Source organism: Enterococcus sp. 9D6_DIV0238 (assembly GCF_002174455.2).
GTDB classification, from domain to species: Bacteria; Bacillota; Bacilli; order Lactobacillales; family Enterococcaceae; genus Enterococcus_L; species Enterococcus_L dunnyi.
The window spans coordinates 1,454,691-1,478,177 of record NZ_CP147246.1 but is presented as its reverse complement, the minus strand read 5'-3'; the positions used below and the strand labels follow the sequence as shown (position 1 = coordinate 1,478,177).

The 23,487-nt window shown below is 36.7% G+C and carries 19 protein-coding genes; 14 read left to right on the top strand and 5 right to left on the bottom strand.

The annotated features are described in order from the left end of the window. Positions 1-225: 225 nt before the first annotated feature. Both A5889_RS07020 and A5889_RS07015 read left to right on the top strand, forming a co-directional pair. Positions 226-438, top strand: coding sequence for a hypothetical protein (locus A5889_RS07020; protein WP_087640801.1), 213 nt, complete (start codon positions 226-228; stop codon positions 436-438). A gap of 29 nt (positions 439-467) precedes the next feature. Beyond that, complete coding sequence (locus A5889_RS07015) at positions 468-1,256, top strand: LssY C-terminal domain-containing protein (protein ID WP_087640802.1); 789 nt, start codon at positions 468-470, stop codon at positions 1,254-1,256. Between the two features lie 52 nt (positions 1,257-1,308). On the opposite strand, the gene A5889_RS07010 is transcribed toward A5889_RS07015, so the two are convergent. Further along, complete coding sequence (locus A5889_RS07010) at positions 1,309-1,935, bottom strand: YczE/YyaS/YitT family protein (RefSeq protein ID WP_087640803.1); 627 nt, start codon at positions 1,933-1,935, stop codon at positions 1,309-1,311. A 94-nt stretch (positions 1,936-2,029) separates the two neighbouring features. On the opposite strand from A5889_RS07010, the gene yeiL reads away from it, so the two are divergent. Next, complete coding sequence (yeiL, locus tag A5889_RS07005; RefSeq protein ID WP_207114666.1) at positions 2,030-2,701, top strand: transcriptional regulator YeiL; 672 nt, start codon at positions 2,030-2,032, stop codon at positions 2,699-2,701. Between the two features lie 194 nt (positions 2,702-2,895). Next, positions 2,896-5,181 (top strand): glycosyl hydrolase family 18 protein, encoded by a 2,286-nt coding sequence (locus A5889_RS07000; protein WP_087640805.1) that lies wholly within the window; start codon positions 2,896-2,898, stop codon positions 5,179-5,181. A gap of 55 nt (positions 5,182-5,236) precedes the next feature. Here A5889_RS07000 and A5889_RS06995 read toward each other — a convergent pair whose 3' ends face one another. Both A5889_RS06995 and A5889_RS06990 read right to left on the bottom strand, forming a co-directional pair. Beyond that, positions 5,237-5,839: a hypothetical protein gene (locus tag A5889_RS06995; RefSeq protein ID WP_087640806.1), complete on the bottom strand. Its 603-nt coding sequence runs from the start codon at positions 5,837-5,839 to the stop codon at positions 5,237-5,239. A 396-nt stretch (positions 5,840-6,235) separates the two neighbouring features. Continuing rightward, a complete protein-coding gene (locus A5889_RS06990) occupies positions 6,236-7,027 on the bottom strand; it encodes a MurR/RpiR family transcriptional regulator (protein ID WP_087640807.1) in 792 nt (263 codons plus the stop codon). Positions 7,028-7,191: 164 nt separating this feature from the next. Between A5889_RS06990 and A5889_RS06985 the strand changes: the two genes are divergently transcribed. The 10 genes from A5889_RS06985 (at position 7,192) to A5889_RS06940 (ending at position 21,981) form a co-directional block, all read left to right on the top strand. Continuing rightward, entirely contained in the window at positions 7,192-8,640 is a 1,449-nt protein-coding gene (locus tag A5889_RS06985) for a glycoside hydrolase family 1 protein (protein ID WP_087640808.1), read from the top strand. Between the two features lie 202 nt (positions 8,641-8,842). Continuing rightward, positions 8,843-9,694 carry a PRD domain-containing protein gene (locus A5889_RS06980; RefSeq protein ID WP_087640809.1) on the top strand — a complete coding sequence of 284 codons (852 nt, stop codon included), beginning with the start codon at positions 8,843-8,845 and terminating at the stop codon, positions 9,692-9,694. 1 nt (position 9,695) lies between these two features. Next, positions 9,696-11,552 (top strand): beta-glucoside-specific PTS transporter subunit IIABC, encoded by a 1,857-nt coding sequence (locus A5889_RS06975; RefSeq protein ID WP_087640810.1) that lies wholly within the window; start codon positions 9,696-9,698, stop codon positions 11,550-11,552. Between the two features lie 43 nt (positions 11,553-11,595). Then, the gene (locus tag A5889_RS06970; RefSeq protein ID WP_087640811.1) at positions 11,596-13,017 is read left to right on the top strand and encodes a family 1 glycosylhydrolase; all 1,422 of its coding nucleotides are present in this window, start codon (positions 11,596-11,598) and stop codon (positions 13,015-13,017) included. Between the two features lie 716 nt (positions 13,018-13,733). Continuing rightward, positions 13,734-14,825: a tyrosine-type recombinase/integrase gene (locus tag A5889_RS06965; protein ID WP_087640812.1), complete on the top strand. Its 1,092-nt coding sequence runs from the start codon at positions 13,734-13,736 to the stop codon at positions 14,823-14,825. 303 nt (positions 14,826-15,128) lie between these two features. Then, the gene (locus A5889_RS06960) at positions 15,129-18,425 is read left to right on the top strand and encodes a KxYKxGKxW signal peptide domain-containing protein (protein ID WP_087640813.1); all 3,297 of its coding nucleotides are present in this window, start codon (positions 15,129-15,131) and stop codon (positions 18,423-18,425) included. 289 nt (positions 18,426-18,714) lie between these two features. Beyond that, positions 18,715-19,728, top strand: a complete 1,014-nt coding sequence (locus A5889_RS06955) for a lipoate--protein ligase (protein ID WP_087640814.1) — start codon at positions 18,715-18,717, stop codon at positions 19,726-19,728. A gap of 15 nt (positions 19,729-19,743) precedes the next feature. Then, entirely contained in the window at positions 19,744-20,475 is a 732-nt protein-coding gene (locus A5889_RS06950; RefSeq protein ID WP_087640815.1) for a methionine ABC transporter ATP-binding protein, read from the top strand. Beyond that, a complete protein-coding gene (locus A5889_RS06945; RefSeq protein WP_087640816.1) occupies positions 20,472-21,146 on the top strand; it encodes a methionine ABC transporter permease in 675 nt (224 codons plus the stop codon). Before A5889_RS06950 ends, A5889_RS06945 begins: the two co-directional genes overlap by 4 nt. Before the next feature lie 16 nt (positions 21,147-21,162). Continuing rightward, positions 21,163-21,981, top strand: coding sequence for a MetQ/NlpA family ABC transporter substrate-binding protein (locus A5889_RS06940; RefSeq protein WP_087640817.1), 819 nt, complete (start codon positions 21,163-21,165; stop codon positions 21,979-21,981). A gap of 50 nt (positions 21,982-22,031) precedes the next feature. On the opposite strand, the gene A5889_RS06935 is transcribed toward A5889_RS06940, so the two are convergent. Both A5889_RS06935 and A5889_RS06930 read right to left on the bottom strand, forming a co-directional pair. Continuing rightward, positions 22,032-22,214 carry a hypothetical protein gene (locus A5889_RS06935; protein ID WP_087640818.1) on the bottom strand — a complete coding sequence of 61 codons (183 nt, stop codon included), beginning with the start codon at positions 22,212-22,214 and terminating at the stop codon, positions 22,032-22,034. Between the two features lie 18 nt (positions 22,215-22,232). Continuing rightward, a complete protein-coding gene (locus A5889_RS06930) occupies positions 22,233-23,453 on the bottom strand; it encodes an MFS transporter (protein WP_087640819.1) in 1,221 nt (406 codons plus the stop codon). Positions 23,454-23,487: the final 34 nt, after the last annotated feature.

Sequence of the window (23,487 nt, the reverse complement as noted above, 5' to 3'; positions counted from 1 at the left end):
AGAATTAGTTCATTCATCGAGAATAACAAAGCTTACTTCTATTCCAACTATATATCAAGATTTAAGGTGTAAAACGAAGGTATAAAGATACTTTTGTTTTACCCTTTTTTTGTACAGAGAAGTTCATAAGCGACTTTTTTTATAGTTATCAGTATAATTTAATTAGATTGAGTTCCTCCTTTTCCGATAAAAGCCATTTGATTATGAATGAGAGGATGTAGTAAAATGCCAAAATTTTATAAAAATGTAAAGACAGGTGCTGTGATCACAGCGGAAGAATATCAAGAAAAGATCATGACCAATATGACTGAAACCAGCTCAGATCTAGGTACAATGGGGATGGGTTCTTACAGTAATTTTGTGAATGACATATTTGAAGGAGAATTGGATAATTATAGTGAGTATGTTCCTTATGATCCAGAAGAAGAAAAGGAATAAAAAGTTGAAATCGGGAAAGGAGAGGACTTATGAAAAAACAAACTCTTTTCAATAGTGCATTTAGATTGATTCGTTTCATTTTTATTGTGATTAGCGGTAGTTTGATCTATCAAGTATTGTTTTCTGAAATTTTAACAAAAAAGATCCATATTTTTGCGTATATTCTTTTATGGTTATTCAGTTCCTATTTGATTTTGCCTTTTATCAATAAGTTGATGACAGGACGTTACTTACCAGATTACTTTATCGGTCGTTCGCAGACGAGTGATGGGTTATTAGGGGATCCGATCAATCTTGCTTTTATTGGAAGTAAAGCGGAATTAGAGCAATTATTTATGAACAGCGGCTGGACTATTGCCGAAAAATTATCATTACGATCGAGCATAAAAATGATTATTGCAAGTGTGTTAGCAAAGTCTTACCCAAGCGCACCTGTTAGTTCTTTATTTTTATTTGGTAAACGGCAGGATATTGCATTTGAAAAGCAAATCGAAAATAATCCGCGTAGAAGGCATCATGTACGTTTTTGGCAAACACCAGAAAACTGGTATTTACCTGGAGGTAGACAAGCGGATTGGTTAGGTGCTGCAACGTATGATAAAAAAGTGGGCTTTTCTTTTTTTACTGGACAGGTCACTCATAAAATAAACTCAGATGTCGATAAGGAACGTGATTTTGTCTTGGAGACGTTTGAAGAATCGAAACAACCTGTTTCGATTGAACTTGTTGAACATTTCACCACAAGCTATCATGGAAGAAATGGCGGTGGTGATGAAATATTCACAGATGGTGCATTACCTTTTATCAAAATGAAATAGTGGTGATAGAGGCGGACTTTTTTCTAAGTTCCACTTCTATCACCACTGTTTTTTAGGCTTCCTGTTTAGTAAAGTTCATTTCATAAGCTTTTTTGGTGAATGAGATGACCCCAGATAATAAGAACAGGCTAATGATCGTTCCTTCTCTAACAAAAATCGGTAAATGATAAAATAGAGAGATCGCTAGAGAGATGGAGACGGATATAATATCGACGCCATATCTAAATCTAGAGAATGGGGCACCTGACATCTCAGATAGACGAATACAGACACTTTCGATCGGAAATGGCAGAATATTTAAAGAAATGACCATTCCTGTAGCGGAACCAGCAATCACAGTTCCAAGGACAAAGACTAATAGCTTCAAGAAATAATTGTCAAGCTGCAGTCCTCCGAAAACAGTGTAAGAAAAGAAATTGATGATATTTCCCAAACATAAAATGGAAACAAACATTAAAGCATATTTCAAGGGTTCCTTCTTTTTAGCTAATAAAATATACGCTAGTAAAAATAGACTGTTGAATAAAAATGTGACCGTTCCAACTTTGATATCGCTGATAGAAGATACAGCTACATTAAGTGAATTGAAACTGCTGACTCCAATATCTGCTTTTAAAGTCAAGCTGATCCCAACACCGCTAAGTGCATAAAATAAAATAGATGCTATAATTTTTTTCATGACACGCCTCCAATAATTATTGAACTTTATAATAGTAATTTAATCGATAATGCTTCATAATAATAGGAGATATCTCACATTTTTAGGAGGACTTATGAAAATATATCCGTTACATGACTTAAAAAAATTGACCAAAGAAACTTCTCAAACCATCTTCGAAAAATTTCCAGAGCAAAGCTTAAAAGCAGCGAGTCTTTTTGTCTATGAGAAGAATGACTATATCGTTCGTTTTGATAAACCTGTTGAGCATCTTTTTTTTATGATCGAAGGGCGAGCAAAAATCTACAAGATCCACGAAAATGGGAAACGTTCATTACTTCAATTTTTGACAACAGGTGATTTTATTGGAGAGTTGTCTTTGTTAGAAGTGGAGGATCAAGTCAAAGATGTTCAAACGATCGATCGCTGTATTTGTTTAGCGTTACCGTATCGTAGAGTCAAACAAGAGCTGTTGGCTGATAATCACTTTCTGAAAACGATCGCTAAATACTTGGGGAAAAAGGTTTTATTACGGGTGGAACATTTTTCGAATAATCAAAACTATGAATTGAAGCATCGTTTGGCAGCGTACATGCTGCAAACAGAAATGGCAGGGATTTATCAGGAAAAACATACAGAGACGGCTGAATTTTTAGGGGTCAGCTATCGTCATTTAATCTATACCTTCAATGAGTTTCAACAATTAGGTTTGATAAAAAAACAAGGAAAAAGATATGAGTTAAACATTGCTGGATTAAAAGATTTAGCACTGAATTTACATATTTGATCCACTGGATAATATATAGATTATAAAAATATATGATTTGAAAGTATATTATTCGCATTTATTTGCAAATTGATTTATTCTTTTAGTGACTGAATAGTAAAGGAGATGGATAGCTGGCTACGGGATGGACGCAGGGATGAGAACTTCATAAAGAGTATTACCAGGTATGAAAAACATTAAAAGAGGTGGAAAGTTTGAAAAAGGTGTTTAGAAAAAATGTAAACGTTTTATCATTGCTTGTTCTTATTGCTTCTAGTTTGGTATTATCTTTATCAGGAATTGCTTCAACAAAGGTCGTACAGGCGGCAGAATCTCCAAAATATCGTAATGTCATGTATTATGGTGATTGGTCGATTTGGGGAGGCGAAGAGAATTTTTATCCTAAAGACATTCCAGCAGATCAATTGACTCATTTGAACTTTGCGTTTTTAGATTTTGATGGAAATGGGAATTTGAAATTTACCGATAAAGATGCTGCTGTTGGAGCGCCAGTTGGACAAGATGGCGTGCAGTGGAATAGTGCAAGCTCGGGAATTTTGAATGCTATACAAGATGTTCGTGCAAAAAATCCGAATTTAAAAATCGGTGTATCGATTGGCGGTTGGTCTAAATCAGGAGACTTTTCTGATGTAGCAGCAAATCCAACGATTCGTGCAAATTTTGTAAATAATATTGCCAAATTTATCAAATATACGAATATGGACTTTGTTGATTTGGACTGGGAATATCCTGCTTCAGTTCGTGAACCAGATAAAGTAGATAACACAAACGATGAGGGAACACCTCATGCGAAACCGGCAGACAAGCAAAACTTCATCACATTACTACAAGAAATTCGTACAGCGATCGATAAACAAGGAAAAGACTTAGGAAAAACCTATGAATTATCCGTTGCTTTACCAGCTGCTCAAAGTACGCTAAAAAATGGGGTTGATGTAGCGCAATTATTCAATGTAGTCGATTTTGCAAATGTAATGACGTATGATATGAATGGTGCTTGGACGCCAAATAGTGCCCATCATACTGCTTTATACGGCAATCCGGCTGATCCTAATTATGCTAGTGGTTTTTCTGTAGACCAAACAGTAAAATATCTTCAGGCAAATGGTGCTCCTTCAAGCAAAATCGTCATCGGAGCAGCCTTTTATACACGCGGCTGGAATAAAGTGGCAGCAGGAACTGATACACAGCATCCTGGATTGTTCCAAGCAGCAGAAAAAAATAATAAAGATGCCGATTTATCACCGACTTATGGGGCAAATAACAAAAATCCATTAAAATCTGGTGACGGTGGACGTGCTGGTGGTGTTTGGCCATATCGAAATATTGCTGATTTGAAAGTCAAATCTCCAGACCTGAAAGAATACTGGGATGATGTCGCTAAAGCGCCTTATATGTATAGCCAAACAACAGGAGAGTTTTATACTTACGATAATACTCGTTCTATTGGCTATAAAGCTGAATATGTTAAAAATAACCAGCTGGGCGGTGTGATTTCATGGATGCAATCACAAGATAAAACAACTGATACAACAAAACGTGATGAGCTGACAAAAGCAATCAAGGCAGGATTATTTGGCGCAACAGCGTTACCTGCAAACAAAACAGTCTATGCTGATTTGAATGTGAAAGCAACGATTGCTCCATATAGTGAAAATGGTGTTGGTTACGAAATAACGATCAAAAACAATGAAAGCGCAGGAGAAACAGGAGATGTGTTAACTGCTGTGGAAGCGGCATTTGAAACAGTAAAATTACCTAAACTGTATATTCCAGTCAATGCAGCAGAAACGTTGACTGCTGGCGACTATAAAGCTGGTACAGTGACAACTACTAATGGTTTTGTAGTCGTTGATCTATCTTCTGTTTATGATGCGCAGCAAATACCGCAAGGTGCCAGCTACACATTCCGATTAAAATCAAGTGCAGCAGCAACTGATGTAAATCGCATCAGCAGTATTGAATTATCTCAACGAATTGCTAAAAATGGTGCTGAATTAAGTCGTCAAACAATCTATGGCGGCGGTACAGTGATCCCAGATCCATCAGATACGACACCGCCAACTGTTCCGGGAAATCTTACAGCTGGAACGATCACAGAGACAGCCGCAACATTGACATGGACAGCGTCAACAGATAATGTGAAATTGGCAGGATATAAAATTTATCGTGATGGTGTATTAGTCGGAACAGTTTCTGGTACAACGTATACTGATACAACATTAAAAGCAAATACAACTTATTCATATACAGTGAAGGCTTACGATGCTGCTGGAAACCTTTCAGCAGATAGTAATGCAGTTAGTGTGAAAACCAAAGAAAGTACGACTCCTCCAGTATCAAATGCCTGGGATGCATCAAAAGCCTACAATGGTGGAGAAATCGTGACGTATCAAGGAAAGACCTACAAAGCAAAATGGTGGACACAAGGAAACGTTCCAGGAACAGAAGAATGGGGACCTTGGGAATTGATTGGATAAAATAAAAAGCATGCTAAAACCGATTGCTAGTTTTAGCATGCTTTTTTATGGTTGTTTACTTAGGTGGGGTATCTAGATACTCATGGATAAAATCGGCGTATTTTTCTACAATTTTTTGTCCTTTTTCCATCAGTACATAGATTCCCGGATCGATCATATTTGTAATATAATCTTTAGAAAACTCTTTTTTTATTTTGATGATAGCTTGCTTTTTGTCTGAACAGCTTGTTAAGCTATTTTCCTCCAGCACATCATTTAGTTGAGTTAGTGACCAAAATTCAAGCACAGAAGGCTCATTCAAAATATCTAGATAGTCCGAAAATAGTAATTGATTGGTTGCCTCTACAGGATCGATCCCAAATTCCATTTCAAAAAAATCTGGAAAATCGGTAAACGTAGAATCCTTCTCATTGACCCAATCCAGTAATAAGACCTCGCCAGGCAACAACCCATCTTCATTACGGGTCATATGTTCTTTAGGAACGATCGTTACGGAACCATTTGCAATTGCCTGTAACCAAATATCCACATCCCGATCTGCAGACATTACTGGAAATTCTGGATATGTTTCATAAATTGCAGCGATTCTTGTCGCTTCTTTGTCTAAATCAATTGTTTCTTTCGGTGTTTCACGTTTAAAAAAATCAAATAAAGCCATAGATCCTCCTTAATTTAAAAGCGGAACAAATCGTTCAATCCTGTAGAAAATTAGGAAATTGCCATTGAGACGCGTTCTGTCTCACTGGTAATTTGTCTATTTTCCTAAGGATTGATTTGTGCAGCTAGATAACATAAATGATCAACACTTTCTTACGAAAGTCTTGTACTGTTCAACATCAGTTCATTTCATTCACTGTGTTTCTCAGCAAAAGCGGAACAGGCTCGTCAAGCTCTGACAGAAAAATAGGAAAAATCGATTGAGACGCTTTTTGTCTCACTCTATTTTTATCTTTTTCCGAAGAGCTAGCCTGTGTAGCTTGATAACATAAATGATCAACACTTTCTTACGAAAGTCTTGTGCTGTTCAAGATCAGTTCACTTTATTCACTGTCTTTCACTGATATAAGCTAGCATACCGCCGAACCAGATAATCCAAATAAAACATCAAAGGGTAGTTTCCGATCCGAACATAGTTTGTTGTGGTCACATTGACAGATAAATCAAATAAATAGGTCAATGTATTTTGTGTATGTTGTGTTAAGAGAATCGATTTTGCTGGACTGTCACTGATTCTTCTCATAAGATCACTGCTTTTATTTAGCAAAGAGCCGTAAGAAGAAATCACGATCACTACAGAAGTTTCTTTTAAGTCCGCGACAAGTGACTGTTGTGTTTCTTCTGTTTCGCCTACAAAGACCAGCTTCTGACTAAGTAAAAACGAAGTTTGTAATTCTTTGGCTAACTCTAGCGTTGAGCTATAGCCGATCAGCACAACTTCTTCGGCCTGTTGAATATCATCTAAAATGTGATCGACTTCCTCGATATCTATTGTTTGAAGAACGTCATTTATTGCTGTATTGATTTCTTTTCCATAAGAAATCAGATACTCTTTAGGATCATTTTTTAGATCGATCAACTCTTGTTCTTTCATTCTTAGTCCGTTATGCTTTTTCATCATGCTCAATGAGGCTAATGAGTCACGTAATACAGCAAAATTGGTAATACCAAAATGGCGGCAAAACCGTGTCAGTGTTGCCGGTGAAACGAAGCAACGTTCAGCGATTTCAGTGATCGTCAATGTTTGGATTTCTTTTGAATGGTTCAGTAGATAGATGATGATTCGGGCATAGGTTGTATCACGTTTATTTGTATTTAAAAAATGCAGGAAATCAAGTAGATCGAGCATCAACGAAAACTCCTTTTCTATAACTCATTTTCACGATCATGAAAATGAATCGAAATAATGAAAATAGCCAGTGCAACAAAAAAATAATAATGTCTGTTCTCATGCTAAGATAAGTTTGTTACAACTATTATACACTAAATCAATGACCGAGAGGATGGGAATGAATGAGCGGATTTCCACAGAATTTTTTATGGGGCGGTGCGACAGCAGCCAATCAATTTGAAGGTGCATTTTTAGAAGATGGTAAAGGATGGTCAACGGCAGACACTGCCCGTTATGTAAAAGAAAATGGCATTAGTATGTCGGAGTTGCTGAAACCAACAACTAAAGCGGATGTTGAGTTTGCGATGAATGACAAAGAAGGAATTTATCCTAAAAGACATGGGATCGACTTTTATCATAAATACAAAGAAGATATCGCATTATTTGCTGAAATGGGATTTAAGACCTTTCGTTTATCGATTTCATGGCCGCGGATTTTTCCGAATGGCGATGAGGCAGAACCGAATGAAGCGGGCTTAGCATTTTATGACGCGGTTTTTGATGAATGCTTGCGTTATGGGATCGAGCCGCTTGTTACGATTTCTCACTATGAATTTCCTTTAGGTTTAGCCTTCAAGCAAAATGGCTGGGAGAGTCGTGAAACGATTGCTGATTTTGAACGCTATGCCCGTGTTTTATTTAATCGTTATAAAGACAAAGTAAAATACTGGTTGACATTTAATGAAATCAACATTATCGGAATGACGGGTTATCTAAGTGGCGGAATCTTAGCTGACGGACATGAAAACTTATTACAGGCTCAATATCAAGCAGCACATCATCAATTTATTGCGAGTGCTCTAGCAGTCAAAGCCTGTCATGAAACCATACCAGATGCAAAAATCGGGTGTATGTTAGCAAGAATGGAAGCTTATCCTGAAACATGTAATCCTTTGGATGTCATGGAAAGTATCGATAGCGACCACAATAATCTATTTTATTCTGATGTTCAAATTCGCGGTTATTATCCAAGTTATATGAATAAATTTTTCCGTGATCATAATATCACGATCGAAAAAGAAGCAAAAGATGATGAAATCCTTAGAGAAGGAACCGTTGATTTTATGTCCTTTAGCTATTATATGAGCAGCATTGCTTCTCACGAAAAGGATGGAGATACAACGGGTGGAAACTTACTAGGCTCTAAGAAAAATCCTTATTTAAAAGCTAGCGATTGGGGGTGGCAGATCGATCCAGTTGGTCTGCGTGTGACATTGCATAAGCTTTATGATCGCTATCAAGTACCATTATTCATTGTAGAAAATGGGTTGGGTGCTAAAGATGTCGTTGAAGCAGATGGCAGTATCCATGATAGCTATCGTATCGATTATTTAAGAAGTCATATCGAACAGATGGAACAAGCGATCGATGAAGGCGTTGATTTGATGGGCTACACACCATGGGGCTGTATCGATTTAGTCAGTGCCAGCACGAGTGAAATGTCTAAACGATATGGTTTTATCTATGTTGATTTAGATGATGAAGGAAACGGGTCACTTGCACGTTCAAGAAAAGATTCATTTTATTGGTATAAAAAAGTCATCGAAACAAATGGTGCAGATTTAGCTTAGTTAAACTAGACTCGAATTGATTCCATGAAAGCGTTGCAAATTCTATGAAGATGCATTATACTAGAAGCAAGAAAAAAAACTGATAATGACGAGGCAGTCATTTTATAGAGTATGTTACTGAATAATGCAGGCAGAACTCAAATTACCTAGGAATGTCCTTTCCCGGGTAATTTGAGTTTTTTTTCTGGAAAGGAGTAAGAAAGTGAAAGTAAGTCAAATTCTAAACAACAATGTTGCGATCGTAAGCAGAGGAGATAATGAGGTCATTGTTTATGCTAAAGGATTAGCGTTTCGAAAAAAAGTCGGACAAGTCATTCATGAAAACGAAATTGAAAAAACCTACGTATTGGATTCTAATGATATGCTTGAGCATTTCAGCTATTTATTAGCTCATTCGGACGCTAGTCATATTACCTTAGTGAATCAAATCATTGCTTATGGCGAAGAAAAATTAAATGAAAAATCAAATGACTATCTAAGTTTGACCTTACTGGATCACATTGAATTTGCATTGAAGCGTGCAGCAAAAGGACAATTTATTCGCAGCCCATTGACTTGGGAAGTAAAGAAATTTTATCCGCAGCATTTTGAGATCGGAATGTATGCTCTTGATTTGATCAATGAACAATTTCAAGTGGCATTTCCAGAAGATGAAGCCGTATCGATCGCTCTTCATTTCGTTAATCTGCAGGAGGATAAGAATAATTTGGACGAAACGATTCGTTCGATGGAAAGTTTAAGAGATATTCTATCGATCATTCAATATCATTTTCAGATCAAATTAGATGAAGGCTCGCTGAACTATATGAGACTAATGACTCATTTGCAATACTTTATTCAACGGCTTCTTACGAAAAGCAATCATGAAGAAAGTGACACGATTTTAAATGAACAAATCAAATCATTATATAAAGAATCGTTTGAATGTGTGCAAAAAATCAGAGTCTATGTTCAACAAAAATATGCCTGTGATCTGACGATCGATGAAGAAACCTATCTCATGCTGCATATCCATCGCGTAACGCATCGGAGTCAAAGAGAGAGGAAAGAATAAAATGAACTATCAAACATTTAATGAAGACATTATCAGACTTGTAGGTGGCAAAGACAATATTCAAGCAGTCGTACATTGTATGACTCGGCTAAGATTTACATTGAAAGACCGTTCAAAAGCACAAACAGAGGAGCTAAAAGCCTTAGATGGTGTCATCGATGTTGTATCGAACAATGTCGCTTATCAAATAATCATCGGGACTCATGTCAACGAAGTACACGCTGAACTGATCAGTATGCTGGGCTTATCTCCTGTTACAGATGACGAAAAAGGTAGCGATGCTAAGAAAAATCCTTTAAAAGCTATCATGGATCTTTTATCAGAAACGATGACTCCTGTGATCGAGCCGATCATTGCATCGGGCCTATTAGCCGGTTTTCTATCATTGTTTTCAATCACGGGATTGATTTCAGCAGATAGCCCGACCTATCAATTGTTAGATTCGATCCGTTCTTCAGTATTTTTCTTTTTACCGATTTTTATCGCTATGTCTTGTGCAAAACGTTTAAAAGCAAGTCCGTACTTAGCTGTGGCACTAGCTGCAGTACTTGTTTCAAGTTCGATCAATGATGTGGCAGGGTTGAGTATTTTTGGAATCAAGTTACCGCAAATGGTCTATGCGAACTCGTTCATCCCGATTATTTTAGCGGTTTGGTTTATGGGACAATTGACGGTTCTTTTAAATAAATATGTACCTAAATTTTTACAATATTTTTTAAATCCGTTATTGATCATGGTGATCTGTTTACCTGTAACGCTGTTGATTTTTGGGCCGATCGGGATTTGGATCGGTGATGGTATCGGCTGGTTCTTTGAAGTATTGCACAATACTTTCGGCAGTTGGATCGTTGTGATGTTGTACGCTGCGTTACAACCATTTTTGATCATGCTGGGCGCAGGCAATTTCATGATGCCGCTTGCATTGAATTTTGTAAATAAAATGGGCTATGATCCAATTTTCTTAGCAGCAGCTACGATTTCTGATATTGCTGTTTCTGGTGCTATGTTAGGCTATTTCTTAAGAGCCAAAGATGCCAAACAAAAACAATTATTCGGTACAGTTAGTTTTAGTGCTCTTATGGGTGTTACAGAACCGGCAATTTACGGGGCCTTCATCAAGTTCAGAAGACCTTTCATCGCTGTGATGATCGGTGGTGGTTTAGGTGGTCTGTTTGCTGGATTGATGAAAGTAAAAACATATTCGATCGTTTGGGGCTTGATGGGTCTGCCTTCATATGCGGATAATCAAGATATATCAAACCTAGTTTTTATGATCATTAGTGTCGTGATCGGTTTTGTGGGTGCTGCGATCGCTGCGTTTGTTTTAGGAATTCCGCAAGAAGACAAAGAAGCAGAGAAAGTTTCAGAGATGACCGATGTTGTAGAGAATGGAACCAGCTTAAAGAAAGTGCCATTGGGTAGTGTAGTTGAGGGGAAAATCGTTCCTTTAGCTGAGGTCAATGACCAAGCATTTTCTACGGGAGCTTTAGGTAAAGGATTAGGGATCATTCCCGCGAATGATCAAATCGTAGCACCAAGTGATGGCGAAATTTCAGTTGTTTTCCCAACAAAGCATGCGATCGGATTGAAAACAGAGCAAGGGATCGAAGTATTGATCCATATTGGGATCGATACGGTGGAACTTGACGGACAATTTTTTGATACGATCGTGAAGCAAGGTGATAAAGTAAAGGCAGGCCAACAAATAGCGACAGTTGATTTTGCTGGTATCAAAGAAGCAGGTTATGATCCAACTGTGATTGTAGTCATCACAAATACAGTAGACTATTTAGATGTGATTCCGGCAGCAGAGGACAATGAATTAGAAGATGCTGCTTGTTTGACAGTAGTTCTATAGAAGCCAGATAAAAGTGATGAAATGAAGATAAGGAGTTTATGAAATGAGAAGAGCTGAGTTTTTATGGGGCGGCAGTATTGCCGCTCATCAATGCGAAGGTGCGTGGGATCAAGATGGCAAAGGAATCGGCATCATGGACCTAGTGACTCAAGGAACGTATGAGGAGCCGCGTGAAATCTGTCAAACAATAGAACCAGGTAAACGATACCCATCGCATGAAGGAATCGATTTTTATCATCGATATAAAGAAGACATTGCGCTATTTGCGGAAATGGGCTTCAAGGCATTACGTATTTCGATCGATTGGTCAAGGATTTATCCAAAAGGGAATGAACAAGAACCAAATCTATTAGGGATTCAGTTTTATCAAAATGTTGTCGATGAATTATTAAAGCATGGTATTGAGCCGATTGTGACGTTGTATCATTTTGAGATGCCTGTTCATTTAGTGAGAGAATATGGCTCATGGGTCAATCCTAAAGTAGTCGATTTCTATTTGAACTATTGCCAAACGATGTTTGAAGCATTGAAAGGCAAAGTGCGTTACTGGGTGACCTTCAACGAGATGAATCATATCGATCCGCAGACGGAGGCTTCTGACATTTTTACCTATATCATTGCTGGCTTGAAGTATACAGAGATGGACAATAAAAAACAAACACTGGCAAGGATCAGTTATAATATGACCTTAGCAAGTGTTAAAGCGGTTAAACTTGCTCGTATAGTTGATCCTGAAAATCAGATAGGGTGTGTTTTTGGTTTGACGCCTGCGTATCCATTGAACTGTGATCCGCAAAATGTGATGAATTCATTTAAGGAAACAGATCGAGAATTTTATCAGATCGATGCAATGTGCATGGGGAGATTTCCGGAATATAAATTAAAGGAATACCAAACACAAGGAATCGAATTGGTTATTTCAGAAGAAGATGCAGTAGCCTTTGCGGAAGGAAAGCTTGATTTTATCGGACTGAATTATTATTCTTCAAGTGTTGCGCATTACGAAGGTGATGATGAAAATGAAGAGACTCTGTTCGGTGGTACTCAAAATCCTTATTTAGAGCAAAGCAAATGGGGCTGGGCGATTGATCCTACTGGATTGCGTTACTTATTGAATTACATTTATCGCCGTTACAGTTTACCGATCATCATTACTGAAAATGGCTTGGGAGCAGTTGATCAGCTTGAAGCAGATGGAACGATCCAAGATGATTATCGAATCGAATATGTCCAAAAGCATTTAGAGCAAATGGAAAAAGCAATCGTAGAAGACTATGTTGACTGTTTTGGCTATTTGATGTGGGGACCGATCGATTTGGTTAGTGCGACTACTGGAGAAATGAAAAAACGTTATGGATTTATCTATGTGGATAAAAATGATGACCAAACAGGTAGTTTGGCAAGAATGAAGAAAAAATCATTTACATGGTATCAAGAAATGATTGCAGCTAAACCGAAATTTTAAGATAGAGGATGAAGAAAGACACTTTTACTGAGTAGATCAGTGGAAGTGTTTTTTTGTGAAAAATAAAATAGAAAAGTGGTTTAGAATGCGATACCATAAAAATGATACACAAAAAATAGGAAAGTAATAAAATTGCGTATTTATAAAATAGGGAGAGTGATAGTAAAACATCAATTGAATAAACAAGGTATATTGTGAGTATGGTATGGAAAGATGGAATAAATTTAATTAGGGGGAGTAATTTACTAATCTGCTAAGAAATGAAAAATGCATAAAAGAAGAAATGGTTTAACGTAGGTAGAATTTTAATATAAAAAATTTCTTGTTCTTTGTAGGAACAAGAAATGAGAATTAAATTTTGATGAATAAAAAATGTTGGTTTTATAAACATATTTATTCATTCAACACCTAGTATTGTACTATTTAAGTATGGATACTGTCAATAGGTATTGCTGCAATTGGTTTTATAAAAATAGTCTTGATCTTTTATGTTATTAAAGAACGTTCATAATGTTATTCTGCAACTCGTATAGAATAATGAAAAAATGCATCTATTTTGTATTTTGACGATTTATGAATGAAAAATTCTCCCCTGAAAAATTGGGAATGGGTATAGATAGCTTTATGAATACTGCTAAATCAAGGTTTAGCTAATGTTTTTTTCAAAGCCGTCAAATACGCCGTCACAAATTGGAAAATGAAAGAGGGATTTTATAATGGCTAAAAGAGGGGAAAATATATATAAACGAAAAGACGGACGCTGGGAAGGAAGATATATTAAAGAAAGAAAGGTCGACGGGAAAATCCGCTATGGATATATTTATTCTAGAAAATACGTAGATGTTAAAAAAAAGTTAATGCTTGTAAAAGCTCAAACGTTGAAATCCGATGACTTACAGATCGCGTACGATGGTACATTAGGTGATTGGTTAAAACTTTGGCTAGAAACTATTGTAAAACCTAGGGTTAAGCTGAGTACTTACAATGGCTATAAAAGCAAAGTACAATTACACATATTGCCTCATATAGGAACGATTCTCTTAAAAGAATTATTACCCACTGATATTGATCAATGGTTATTACAATTAAATAAACAGCTTTCTTCGAGTTCTGTGCATGCAGTTCACAGAGTATTAAAAAATGCTCTATCTCAAGCATTGAAACAGGAATTAATAAGTAAAAATCCAACACTCATGATTGAGTTACCCAAATTAGAAAAGCAGAGAGTCAAAGCTTTTTCAAAGCAACAACAGAAAATGATTAAAGCAGCAACTATCAAAGAAGAAAAATATTTACCTATTCTTATTGCTCTAGAAACAGGGATGCGTATTGGCGAAATTAGTGCATTGAGATGGACTGATATTGATTTCTCTGAAAAGACCATTCATATTCAACGAACGTTGCAACGATTGCAAGTTGGCTTAGGAAAAACGGCTCTAATTGAAGGAACACCCAAAACCTTTCAATCAGAAAGAGTCTTACCGTTATCAAATCAACTAAAAGAATATTTGACAGAAGTAAAAAAGACATCACATAGTCCATATGTTGTTGGCATAAAAGATTCATGTACTGAACCAAGGACGATTACTTATCGCTTCAAAAAGTTACAAGAAGAGCTTAAAATCACTCCATTGCCTTTCCACTCTCTGCGTCATACTTTTGCTACCCGTTGTTTAGAGTTGGGTGTAAATATCGCTACGATAAGTTCAATACTTGGGCATACCTCTACAAAAATGACCTTAGATGTTTATACGAGTTCATTTATGCAAGATGAGCGTAAAGCAATGGAAAAAATAGCAGCAATTTAATAGATAATAAATGTTGAGAACATCTTTAATTTAGATGTGTGCTCAGCATTTTTTTATGTTATACGTTATTTAATACCCGTCAGCTTAGCCGTCATAAAGTTTTTAGAACTTGAAGGACAAGCTAAAAAAACTTCTTTCTTGTTCCTACAAAAAAGAAGAAATGAAAAACGAACTGGATACGTCCTGATCTATTTATGTTCTGTACTTTATTATATGGATTTTTTTGGTCGTGTCCATTATTTTACTTTGAATGGATACTAATTGATTTTGGTATTTAAAAAAATATTTTGGAGGTATTGGTTAATGAAGAGCAACAAAAATTTCAGAAAAGACGATTTAAGTCCTGAAAGCAACACAAAAAAAATCTACAAGATGTACAAGAGAAAAAAACAATGGGTAGTAGCACCAGTCGTATTAGGATTGTTACTTAATGCATTGAGTCCAGTTGCAGTTTTGGCTGTGTCTGATGCAGAACAAACAGATGCTATAGCAGCGCAAGCAAGAGCTGTAGATAATGAGCTTTTAGAGCTGATTGAACAAGCAACGACAAATATCAATGCATTAGTTTCATTGACACCAGAAGCAAAAGCAACATATGTGGCAGATGTGCAGAAATCAGATACAAAAGAAAAAGTTGAAGAAGAGTTATTAAAGGCATATAGAGAAGATATTGCAGAAGCTGTAAAAGTCGTAGATGCTCTGTATGTTAGTAAAATCGATGGTTTAACCTCGTTATCAACAGTTCAAAAAGAAGCTGCTAAAAATGCTATTAGTACAGCATTAGCACTTGACTCATTAAAAAGTACTTTCAATGCAATTGCTGATTCGACAACATATAGTACCTTTAAAGAAGCATTTGATAAACAGCTAGCTAAAAATAAAGAAGCAGCTGATATTTTAGTAAAAGAAAATGTCGAGCTGAATGCTGCACTTGCAGATCTTCCAAAATATAAAGCAGAGCAAAAGAATGTGATCAGCAGCTTGAGCCAATTACAAGAAATTGAAAAACAAAATTTTTATACAGAGATTGATAAGGCTGAAGATAAGGGTGCGATCGATGGGATCGTAACTGGCGCAAAAGCTGAAAATGAAGCAAGATTAGCAACTGCAGTGACAACTAAGGTTACAGAATTAAAAGTAGAAACAGCGAAATTAGCCTTGTTGAATCCGTCAAAACAAACAGAACTTGATGCGAAAATCGATGCTGCAGCAGCAGAATCGGGTGATGCAGCATTAGCAAAATTAAATGCTCTAACTAGCGAGATCGAAAAAGCAATAGCAGATGCTACAGCGAATGATCAATCAGCAAAATTAAATGCAGCAAAATCTGAACTTAAAGCTGAAATTGCCAATGAGAAAAAAACAAATCAGCAAATTACTGATGCAGATGTAAGTGCATTTAATAGCAGAATCGATTCTGCCAAAACACTTGAGGCTGTTGCAGTAGTAAAAGCAGACTGGCTATCATTTGTTGCTGCAGCTTCAATCAAAGGAAAAGAGCTTGCAGAAGCTAAAAGTGCAGCGACTTCATTGATTGGAGGACTAATGACGATCGATGCAACTTTAAAAGCGAACTATCTAAAAGATGTAGAATTAGCTCAAACATCGGAAGAAGTTGCTGCTATCGTTACCTCAGCACAAGCCGAAGAACGTAAAGCTGTAGAAAAGAATGCAGCTGAATTAAAAGCCATCAAAGATCAAGCTATCAAAGAAATCAATGCACTTACTAACTTAACAAAAGTTGAGAAGAAGGCGAAGACAGATGCTGTAGAAGCAACAGATGACAAAGCAGAAATTGCTGAGTTAGTGAAAACAGCTAAAGAAGCAGACGCGGCTAAAGCATTGACTGCAGAAAAAGAGGCTGCAAAAGTAAAAGTAAATACGTTAGGTTATCTGTCTGACGCAGCTAAAGCTAGCGCCAAAACAGCTATTGATGCAGCGACAGATTCAGCAGCGATCACAGCATTATTGAATAAAGCCATTTACGACGATTATAAAGCAGGCGTTGCTAATGCAGAGGTTGAATTAGAAGAAGCTAAAACGATAGCTAAAGAGGCAATCAATAAATTGGAAAACTTAACAGTAGCACAAAGAGATGCTGCACTTAAAGATATTGCTAAAGCAACAAATAAAGATGCAGTGACAAATGTATTAGATTTAGCGAAAACAATGGACCAAGAGAACGCAGATGCTAACGAAGAGGCTAAAATTCTTGAAAAAACAAAATCAGATGCAAAAGCAGAAATTGATGCGTTGACTTATTTAACACAAGAAATGAAAAATGGCTACAAAGCAGAAGTAACAAATGCTAAAGATGCAGCTGCTGTTGCTGAGGTATTGAATAGAGCAAATACTGAAAATACTAATCTGGAAACAGAAAAAACAGAATTTGAAAATGCAAAAAAAGAGCTAGTGGATCAAATCAATAACTCAGCAGAACTAACAGCTGAAGATAAAAAATCCTTGATCTCCGAAGCAATTGACTGTAAAACAAAAGCTGAAGTAGCTGATCTTACAATAAAAGTGAAGCAATTGATTGCTGATCGTGCAGTAGAAAATGCTAACGAGGCATCAGCTAAAGCAACTATTAAAGCTCAGATCGATTTATTAGATGAATTGTCTGCTGCTCAGAAGTTAGCATATAAAAACCGTGTAGATGCGCTTGAGAAAAAAGCAGATATGGTTGCTGTTTACAACGAAGCTAAAGCTGAAAATAATAGAGTAGCTGATAAAGCAACAGTTAATAATATCACCAAATTGATTGCGTCTGGTTCTTTTGTGGAAGCACAAAAAGAGATCAACAAATTAAGAACAGACAGCATTCGTAAAGAATATCAAGCAAAATTAGACGAAAGTATTGCCTTAGCAACAGCGAAAGCTGAAGCAAACAAGCAAATCGATGCTTTAGAAAACTTAAGTGCAGAAGAGAAGATTGCAGCTAAAGAAAAGGTTTCTAAACTGACAACAAAATCAGCAGTAGAAAAAGCTGTAGCTGAACTAGTCAAAGCAGACAATCTTGCACATGACAAAGATTTGATCGATATTGTTACACTTCAAATCAAAGCAAAGGAATTTGAAGCAGCGGCAAAAACGATTGAAAGAATCCGTGATGCGGAAACAAAAGCTAAGCTACAAAAGCAATTAGAAGATGCACAAAAAGTAGCACCAACTATCAAAGGGACTGGTCATGTAAGCAAGATTGGTTGGCAAAAGACAGTTGATATGAATGAAATCATTGGGACAACTGGTAGAAAGCTTGCGCTTGAGGCAGTAAAAATCAACTTGGCAGACGTTGATATGCCTGAGGGTGCGAAGAAGCTTGAAGGTGGCATCGAATACCGTGCTCATGTTCGTAATATCGGCTGGCAAAAATATGTTTCAAACGGAGCAATAGCTGGAACAACAGGAAAGTCATTACAAATGGAAGCTATCCAAATCAAATTAACAGGCGAATTAGCTGAGAAATATAATGTTGAGTATCGTGCTCATGTGAAAGATATCGGCTGGCAAAAATATGTTTCAAATGGAACAATAGCTGGAACAACAGGAAAATCACTACGAATGGAAGCTGTCCAAATCCGTTTAGTAGAGAAAAAATAGACCTTAATAATCCAAAATCTACCTTTTAAAGCCCTTGCTTAAATACAATAGTTAAGACAATAAATGACACAGCAATTAGATTCATTTCTGGTTGTTGTGTCATTTTATAGTTTAATAGGTATAAAATATGTTTTTTTGTGTGTTATAAACTGTTTCAAACTCATTTTTCTGTTATATAAAATATGGTTTCTCACTATAAAATATGGGTTTCATAAGCAAAAATATGTAATTTTATGATTGAGAGTGATAGACTATTTTTGAAAGCACTTAAATAGAAAAGGGGAAGAAAATGTATTATGTAGTTATGTCTTCACATGATATTCGTCGAAATCTAGCGACAGAGCAATACATATTGAACCAAGAAGACTTTGACGAAGCAGTGATTTTATTTTATATTCAAAAACCATGTGTGATTGTCGGCCGTAATCAAAATGTTCGAGCAGAAGTTGATTTATCATACGCTGAAGCAAATAATATTACGATCACACGTAGACTATCTGGTGGTGGTGCTGTGTATGACGATTTAGGTAATCTTAGTTTTAGCTTTGTTGTAAATGCAGATCATGAAGCATTTGGTGAATTTAAACGGTTTACAGAGCCCTTGATTGCTGCTTTACACGAAATGGGAGCTGTTGGAGCTGAAATCAGTGGACGCAATGACTTGTTGATCGATGGTAAGAAGTTTTCTGGGAACGCGATGTACACAAAAAATAAAAAGATGTATTCTCATGGAACGCTGATGTTTGATGTAAATCTTGATGAAGTTAGTCGTGTATTGACTGTATCTGAAAAGAAGCTTGCATCAAAAGGGACAAAATCTGTAAGAAGCCGTGTGACGAATCTCAAACCATTTTTATCTAAGGAATATCAAACACTTACTACAGAAGAGTTTCGTGATCAATTACTGGTGCGTCTATTCAAAGTAGATACCTTGGATGCAATCAAAGAGCATGAGTATTTATTGACACAAGAAGATGAAGCTGCAATTGATCAGCTTGTTGCAGAGATTTATGCAAATGACGAATGGATTTTTGGAGAGGAACCTAAATTTACGATCAAGCGAGAAGAAAAATTCAAGGGCGGCCTTATAGAAGCTAATATCTCTGTAGAAAAAGGACGTATAGCAGCTATCACAATTTATGGTGATTATTTTAGCCAAAAGGATACTAAGGATATAGAAGTGCTGTTGGTTGGTTGCGAATATAAGAGTGGCGCAATCGAGCAAAGACTAAAGCCGATTTCAATCAATGAGTATTTTAATAATATAACGAAAGCGGAATTTATCCAGCTCTTGGTAGATTAAACCGGAGGAAGTAAAATGATAACATTTGAACGTGTATCAAAAAATTATCATCATAAAAATATGGTGATACCTGCTTTAAAAGATATTACTCTAAAGATCAATGATCATGAAATATTCGGTGTAATTGGCGAAAGCGGTTCGGGGAAATCAACGTTACTGCGGATGATCAACACATTAGAACTACCTGATCAAGGGGAAATAAAGATCGCTGGTCAAGATATCGTGATACTGAGTGAAGCGGGAAAACGAAAAAGCCGTAAGAAAGTTGGAATGATTTTTCAGCAGTTCAATTTACTCTACAATCAAACGGTCAAGGAAAATGTGAGCTTGCCTTTACGATTAAATAAGACGTATGACGCACATAAAATTCAGAAAGTTCTTGAATTTGTTGGTTTGGAAGATAAAATAAACCATTATCCGAAACAACTAAGTGGTGGTGAAAAGCAACGTGTTGGTATCGCGCGTGCGCTGATCACTGATCCGGAGATTCTGCTTTGTGATGAACCGACTTCTGCTTTAGATGGTCAAAATGCTTCTGACATTATGGAACTGCTAAGAGAAATCAATCAAACATTCGGGACAACGATGGTCGTTGTCAGTCATGAATTAAATTTGATCAAGTATCTATGTGACCGAGTGGCTATATTGGATAAAGGGCAAATGCAGGAGATAATCACTCTGCCAAAAAAAGAGCAGCAGCTAACCTTTGAAAACTATTATGAACGTATTCGGGAGAGTTTGATATGATGACAGAATATTTAGAGAAAATCAGCTACTATCTTCCTGAATTGTCAAAAGCATTATCAGAGAGCGGAGTCATGCTTGTGATTTCCATTGCCGCAGCAATTATTGTAGGTTTGCCATTAGGGACGTCTGTTTATTTAGTGAAACAACAGCCAACGAGCTCGAATCGAGTTGTTGGGACATTCTTAAATGGTTATATCAATATTGTTCGTTCATTTCCATTTTTATTATTTGTTGTAGCGTTGATTCCTGTGACGCGCTTCGTGTTAGGAACAGCTTTTGGAACTTATGCGGCAGCTTTTCCTTTAAGTTTTGTAGCGGTAGCGATTTATGCAAGATTAGTGGAACAAGTGCTGCTGGACGTGCCTAGGGATATTTTAGAGCTAGCTCAGGCATTAGGTAGTACCAGATTTCAGTTGATTTTCCGTTTTTTATACGTAGAAGCGCGCTCAGGTTTAGTTTTGGCTTTGACCTCAGTTGTGATCAGCATGGTTTCCTATTCTACAGTGATGGGTGTGATCGGCGGCGGCGGAATTGGTGATTTCGCTTTGAGATATGGGTATCAGCGTTATGAATACGCTGTGATGTATACAGCGATCGTTATAATGATCGTATTTGTTAGCTTGATTCAAATTAGCGGCAGTTGGGTCGCGAAAAGAATAAATAAAAAATAAGTGTTAGGAGAAAATCATGAAGAAAAAGTTATGGTTCAGTTTGTTAGTTGTTGCAGGAATAGCAATGGTTGGATGTAGTGGACAGAAGGAAAAAGCGGATACAGAAAAAGAAGATAAAATCATCAAAGTAGCATCACACATCCCTTCTACTGTTGAAGTGGTTGAATTAGCAGGGAAAAATATTGAAGATGGTTATAAGGTAGAATTGGTGCAAGTAAATGACAATATTCAATATAATGAGCTATTGAATGCCAAAGAAATCGATGCCAATTTTGCCCAGCATGAACCATTTATGCAGAAATTTAATGAAGAAAAAGACGGAAATCTAGTAGTTGTTCAAAAAATCTATAATGCGAAAGTTGGTTTTTACTCTAAAGAATATCAAGATGTTGCTGATTTGCCGGAAGGAGCTAAAGTTGCTTTACCAAGTGATGTGTCCAACGAAGGTCGCGCATTAGCAATTTTGGATGATGCCGGTTTGATCAAATTGAAGGATGGTGTTGGGTTCAATGGAACGATCAAAGATGTCGTAGAAAATCCTAAAAAGTTTGAATGGGTTTCAGTTGATTTATTGAATTTAGCAGAAGCCTATAATGAAAAAGATATCGCCATGGTTTATAATTACCCAACATATATTGCTAAGGTCGGTTTAACACCAAAAGATGCGATTTTGTTAGAGGAAAAAGTCGACGAGCGTTTTGCGATCAGTTTAGTTGCACGTACAGATAATCAAGAATCAGATAAAATCAAAGCGTTGAAAAAGGCAATGACAAGTGACGAAGTCAAAGAGTTGTTAGAAACTAAATATAGTGAGACATTGACACCGGCATTTTAGAAGAAAATAGGTTGTAATATCACTCTTTGAGCGATGCTACAACCTATTTTTTATCCCATGATGTTATTGTTTTCTGCCGCTAATTCGATTTCTTTTGCATAATAGCTCATGTTCGTTTGATAATTGTCCATAGATGTTAAATCGTGTTCAATGTGACTCAATCGAGTGTTTAACTCATTGATTTTTATTAGTGTTTGTTCTAAAACCTCAAGCATGCGTTCATCAGTACTCATGATCATTCCTCCAAAATATTATTGTTCTTCTAGTTTTTCAATCGGGTTCATCGTGTAGTCAACTGCCTTTGAGCGATAAAAAAGTGCGTAAAGGATCGTACAGGCAACTGGAATCATCGCTGCTGCAAAATACATTTCCTGAAATGTTAAAAAGCTTCGTAATTCTCCCAAAATATAAGGACCAACACCCAACCCTAGATCCAAGCCAATAAAATAAGTTGATAAAGCAATGCCGATTCGATGGCTATTTGGGCTGGCTTTTAAACAAATCGCTTGACCATTAGACATGAATGTCCCGTAACCTAGACCGATCAATCCTCCAGCAACAAAAAGCATCCAGCTGCTGGTAGTAATACTCAAAAAGAGTAGACCTGCTGTTAAGAAAATAAAGCTAGGATACATTACAGCATTTTCTCCACGAGCATCAAAGATTCGTCCGGATAAGGGGCGGGTGGCAGTAATCACTAAGGCATAGACAACGAAAAAGAAAGAACTGGCACTCACAAGATCGATCGCTTTTGCATAAGAGGAAAGAAAAGAAAGGACACTGGAGTAGGATAAGCCCATCAGAAAAGCAATAGATGAAATAAACAGTACCTTTTTTTCAATAAAACTATCTAAGTTCCAACGTGATAAACTTGCCCGATGCTCTGGCGTCAACTGAATATTTTTTACTGGGAAAATAAAACAGGCGATCGTAGTCAGTAAAATCAGAATGATTGAAAATAGAATGATGGAATAGAAGTTCATCGTATTTAGCAAAACCATCCCGATAAATGGCCCGATAGCAGCGGCTAAACTTGTGCTTAAACCGTAATAATTGATGCCTTCTCCATGTCTGGATTTAGGAATATAAGCCGTAACGATCGCGTTCGTCGCTGTAGAAACAGCGCCATAGCCAAAACCATTGAGTAGGCGAACCAGATAAAGGATCCCTATATTTGGAATATATAAGTAAGCGATGGTCGTTAGAAGATAAAATAAAGCGCCATAGCGTAATACTGCTTTTCTACCGATCAATTCTAAAGTTTTCCCCATAAATAGTCGAGCGATCAACGTTCCAATAATATAAATCCCGGATGCGAGACCTGCTTGTCCCAATGTAGCATGCAAAGTATCTTGTGCGATAACTGCAATGATCACCATCAATAAATAGTAAACTAAATAAACGATGAAATTGATCAAGGTGATACTGATAAATCCTTTGTTAAATAATTTTTCCTTTACCTGTTCCGACATTTTTCGTTATTCCTTCTTTCTTCAATAAATAAAA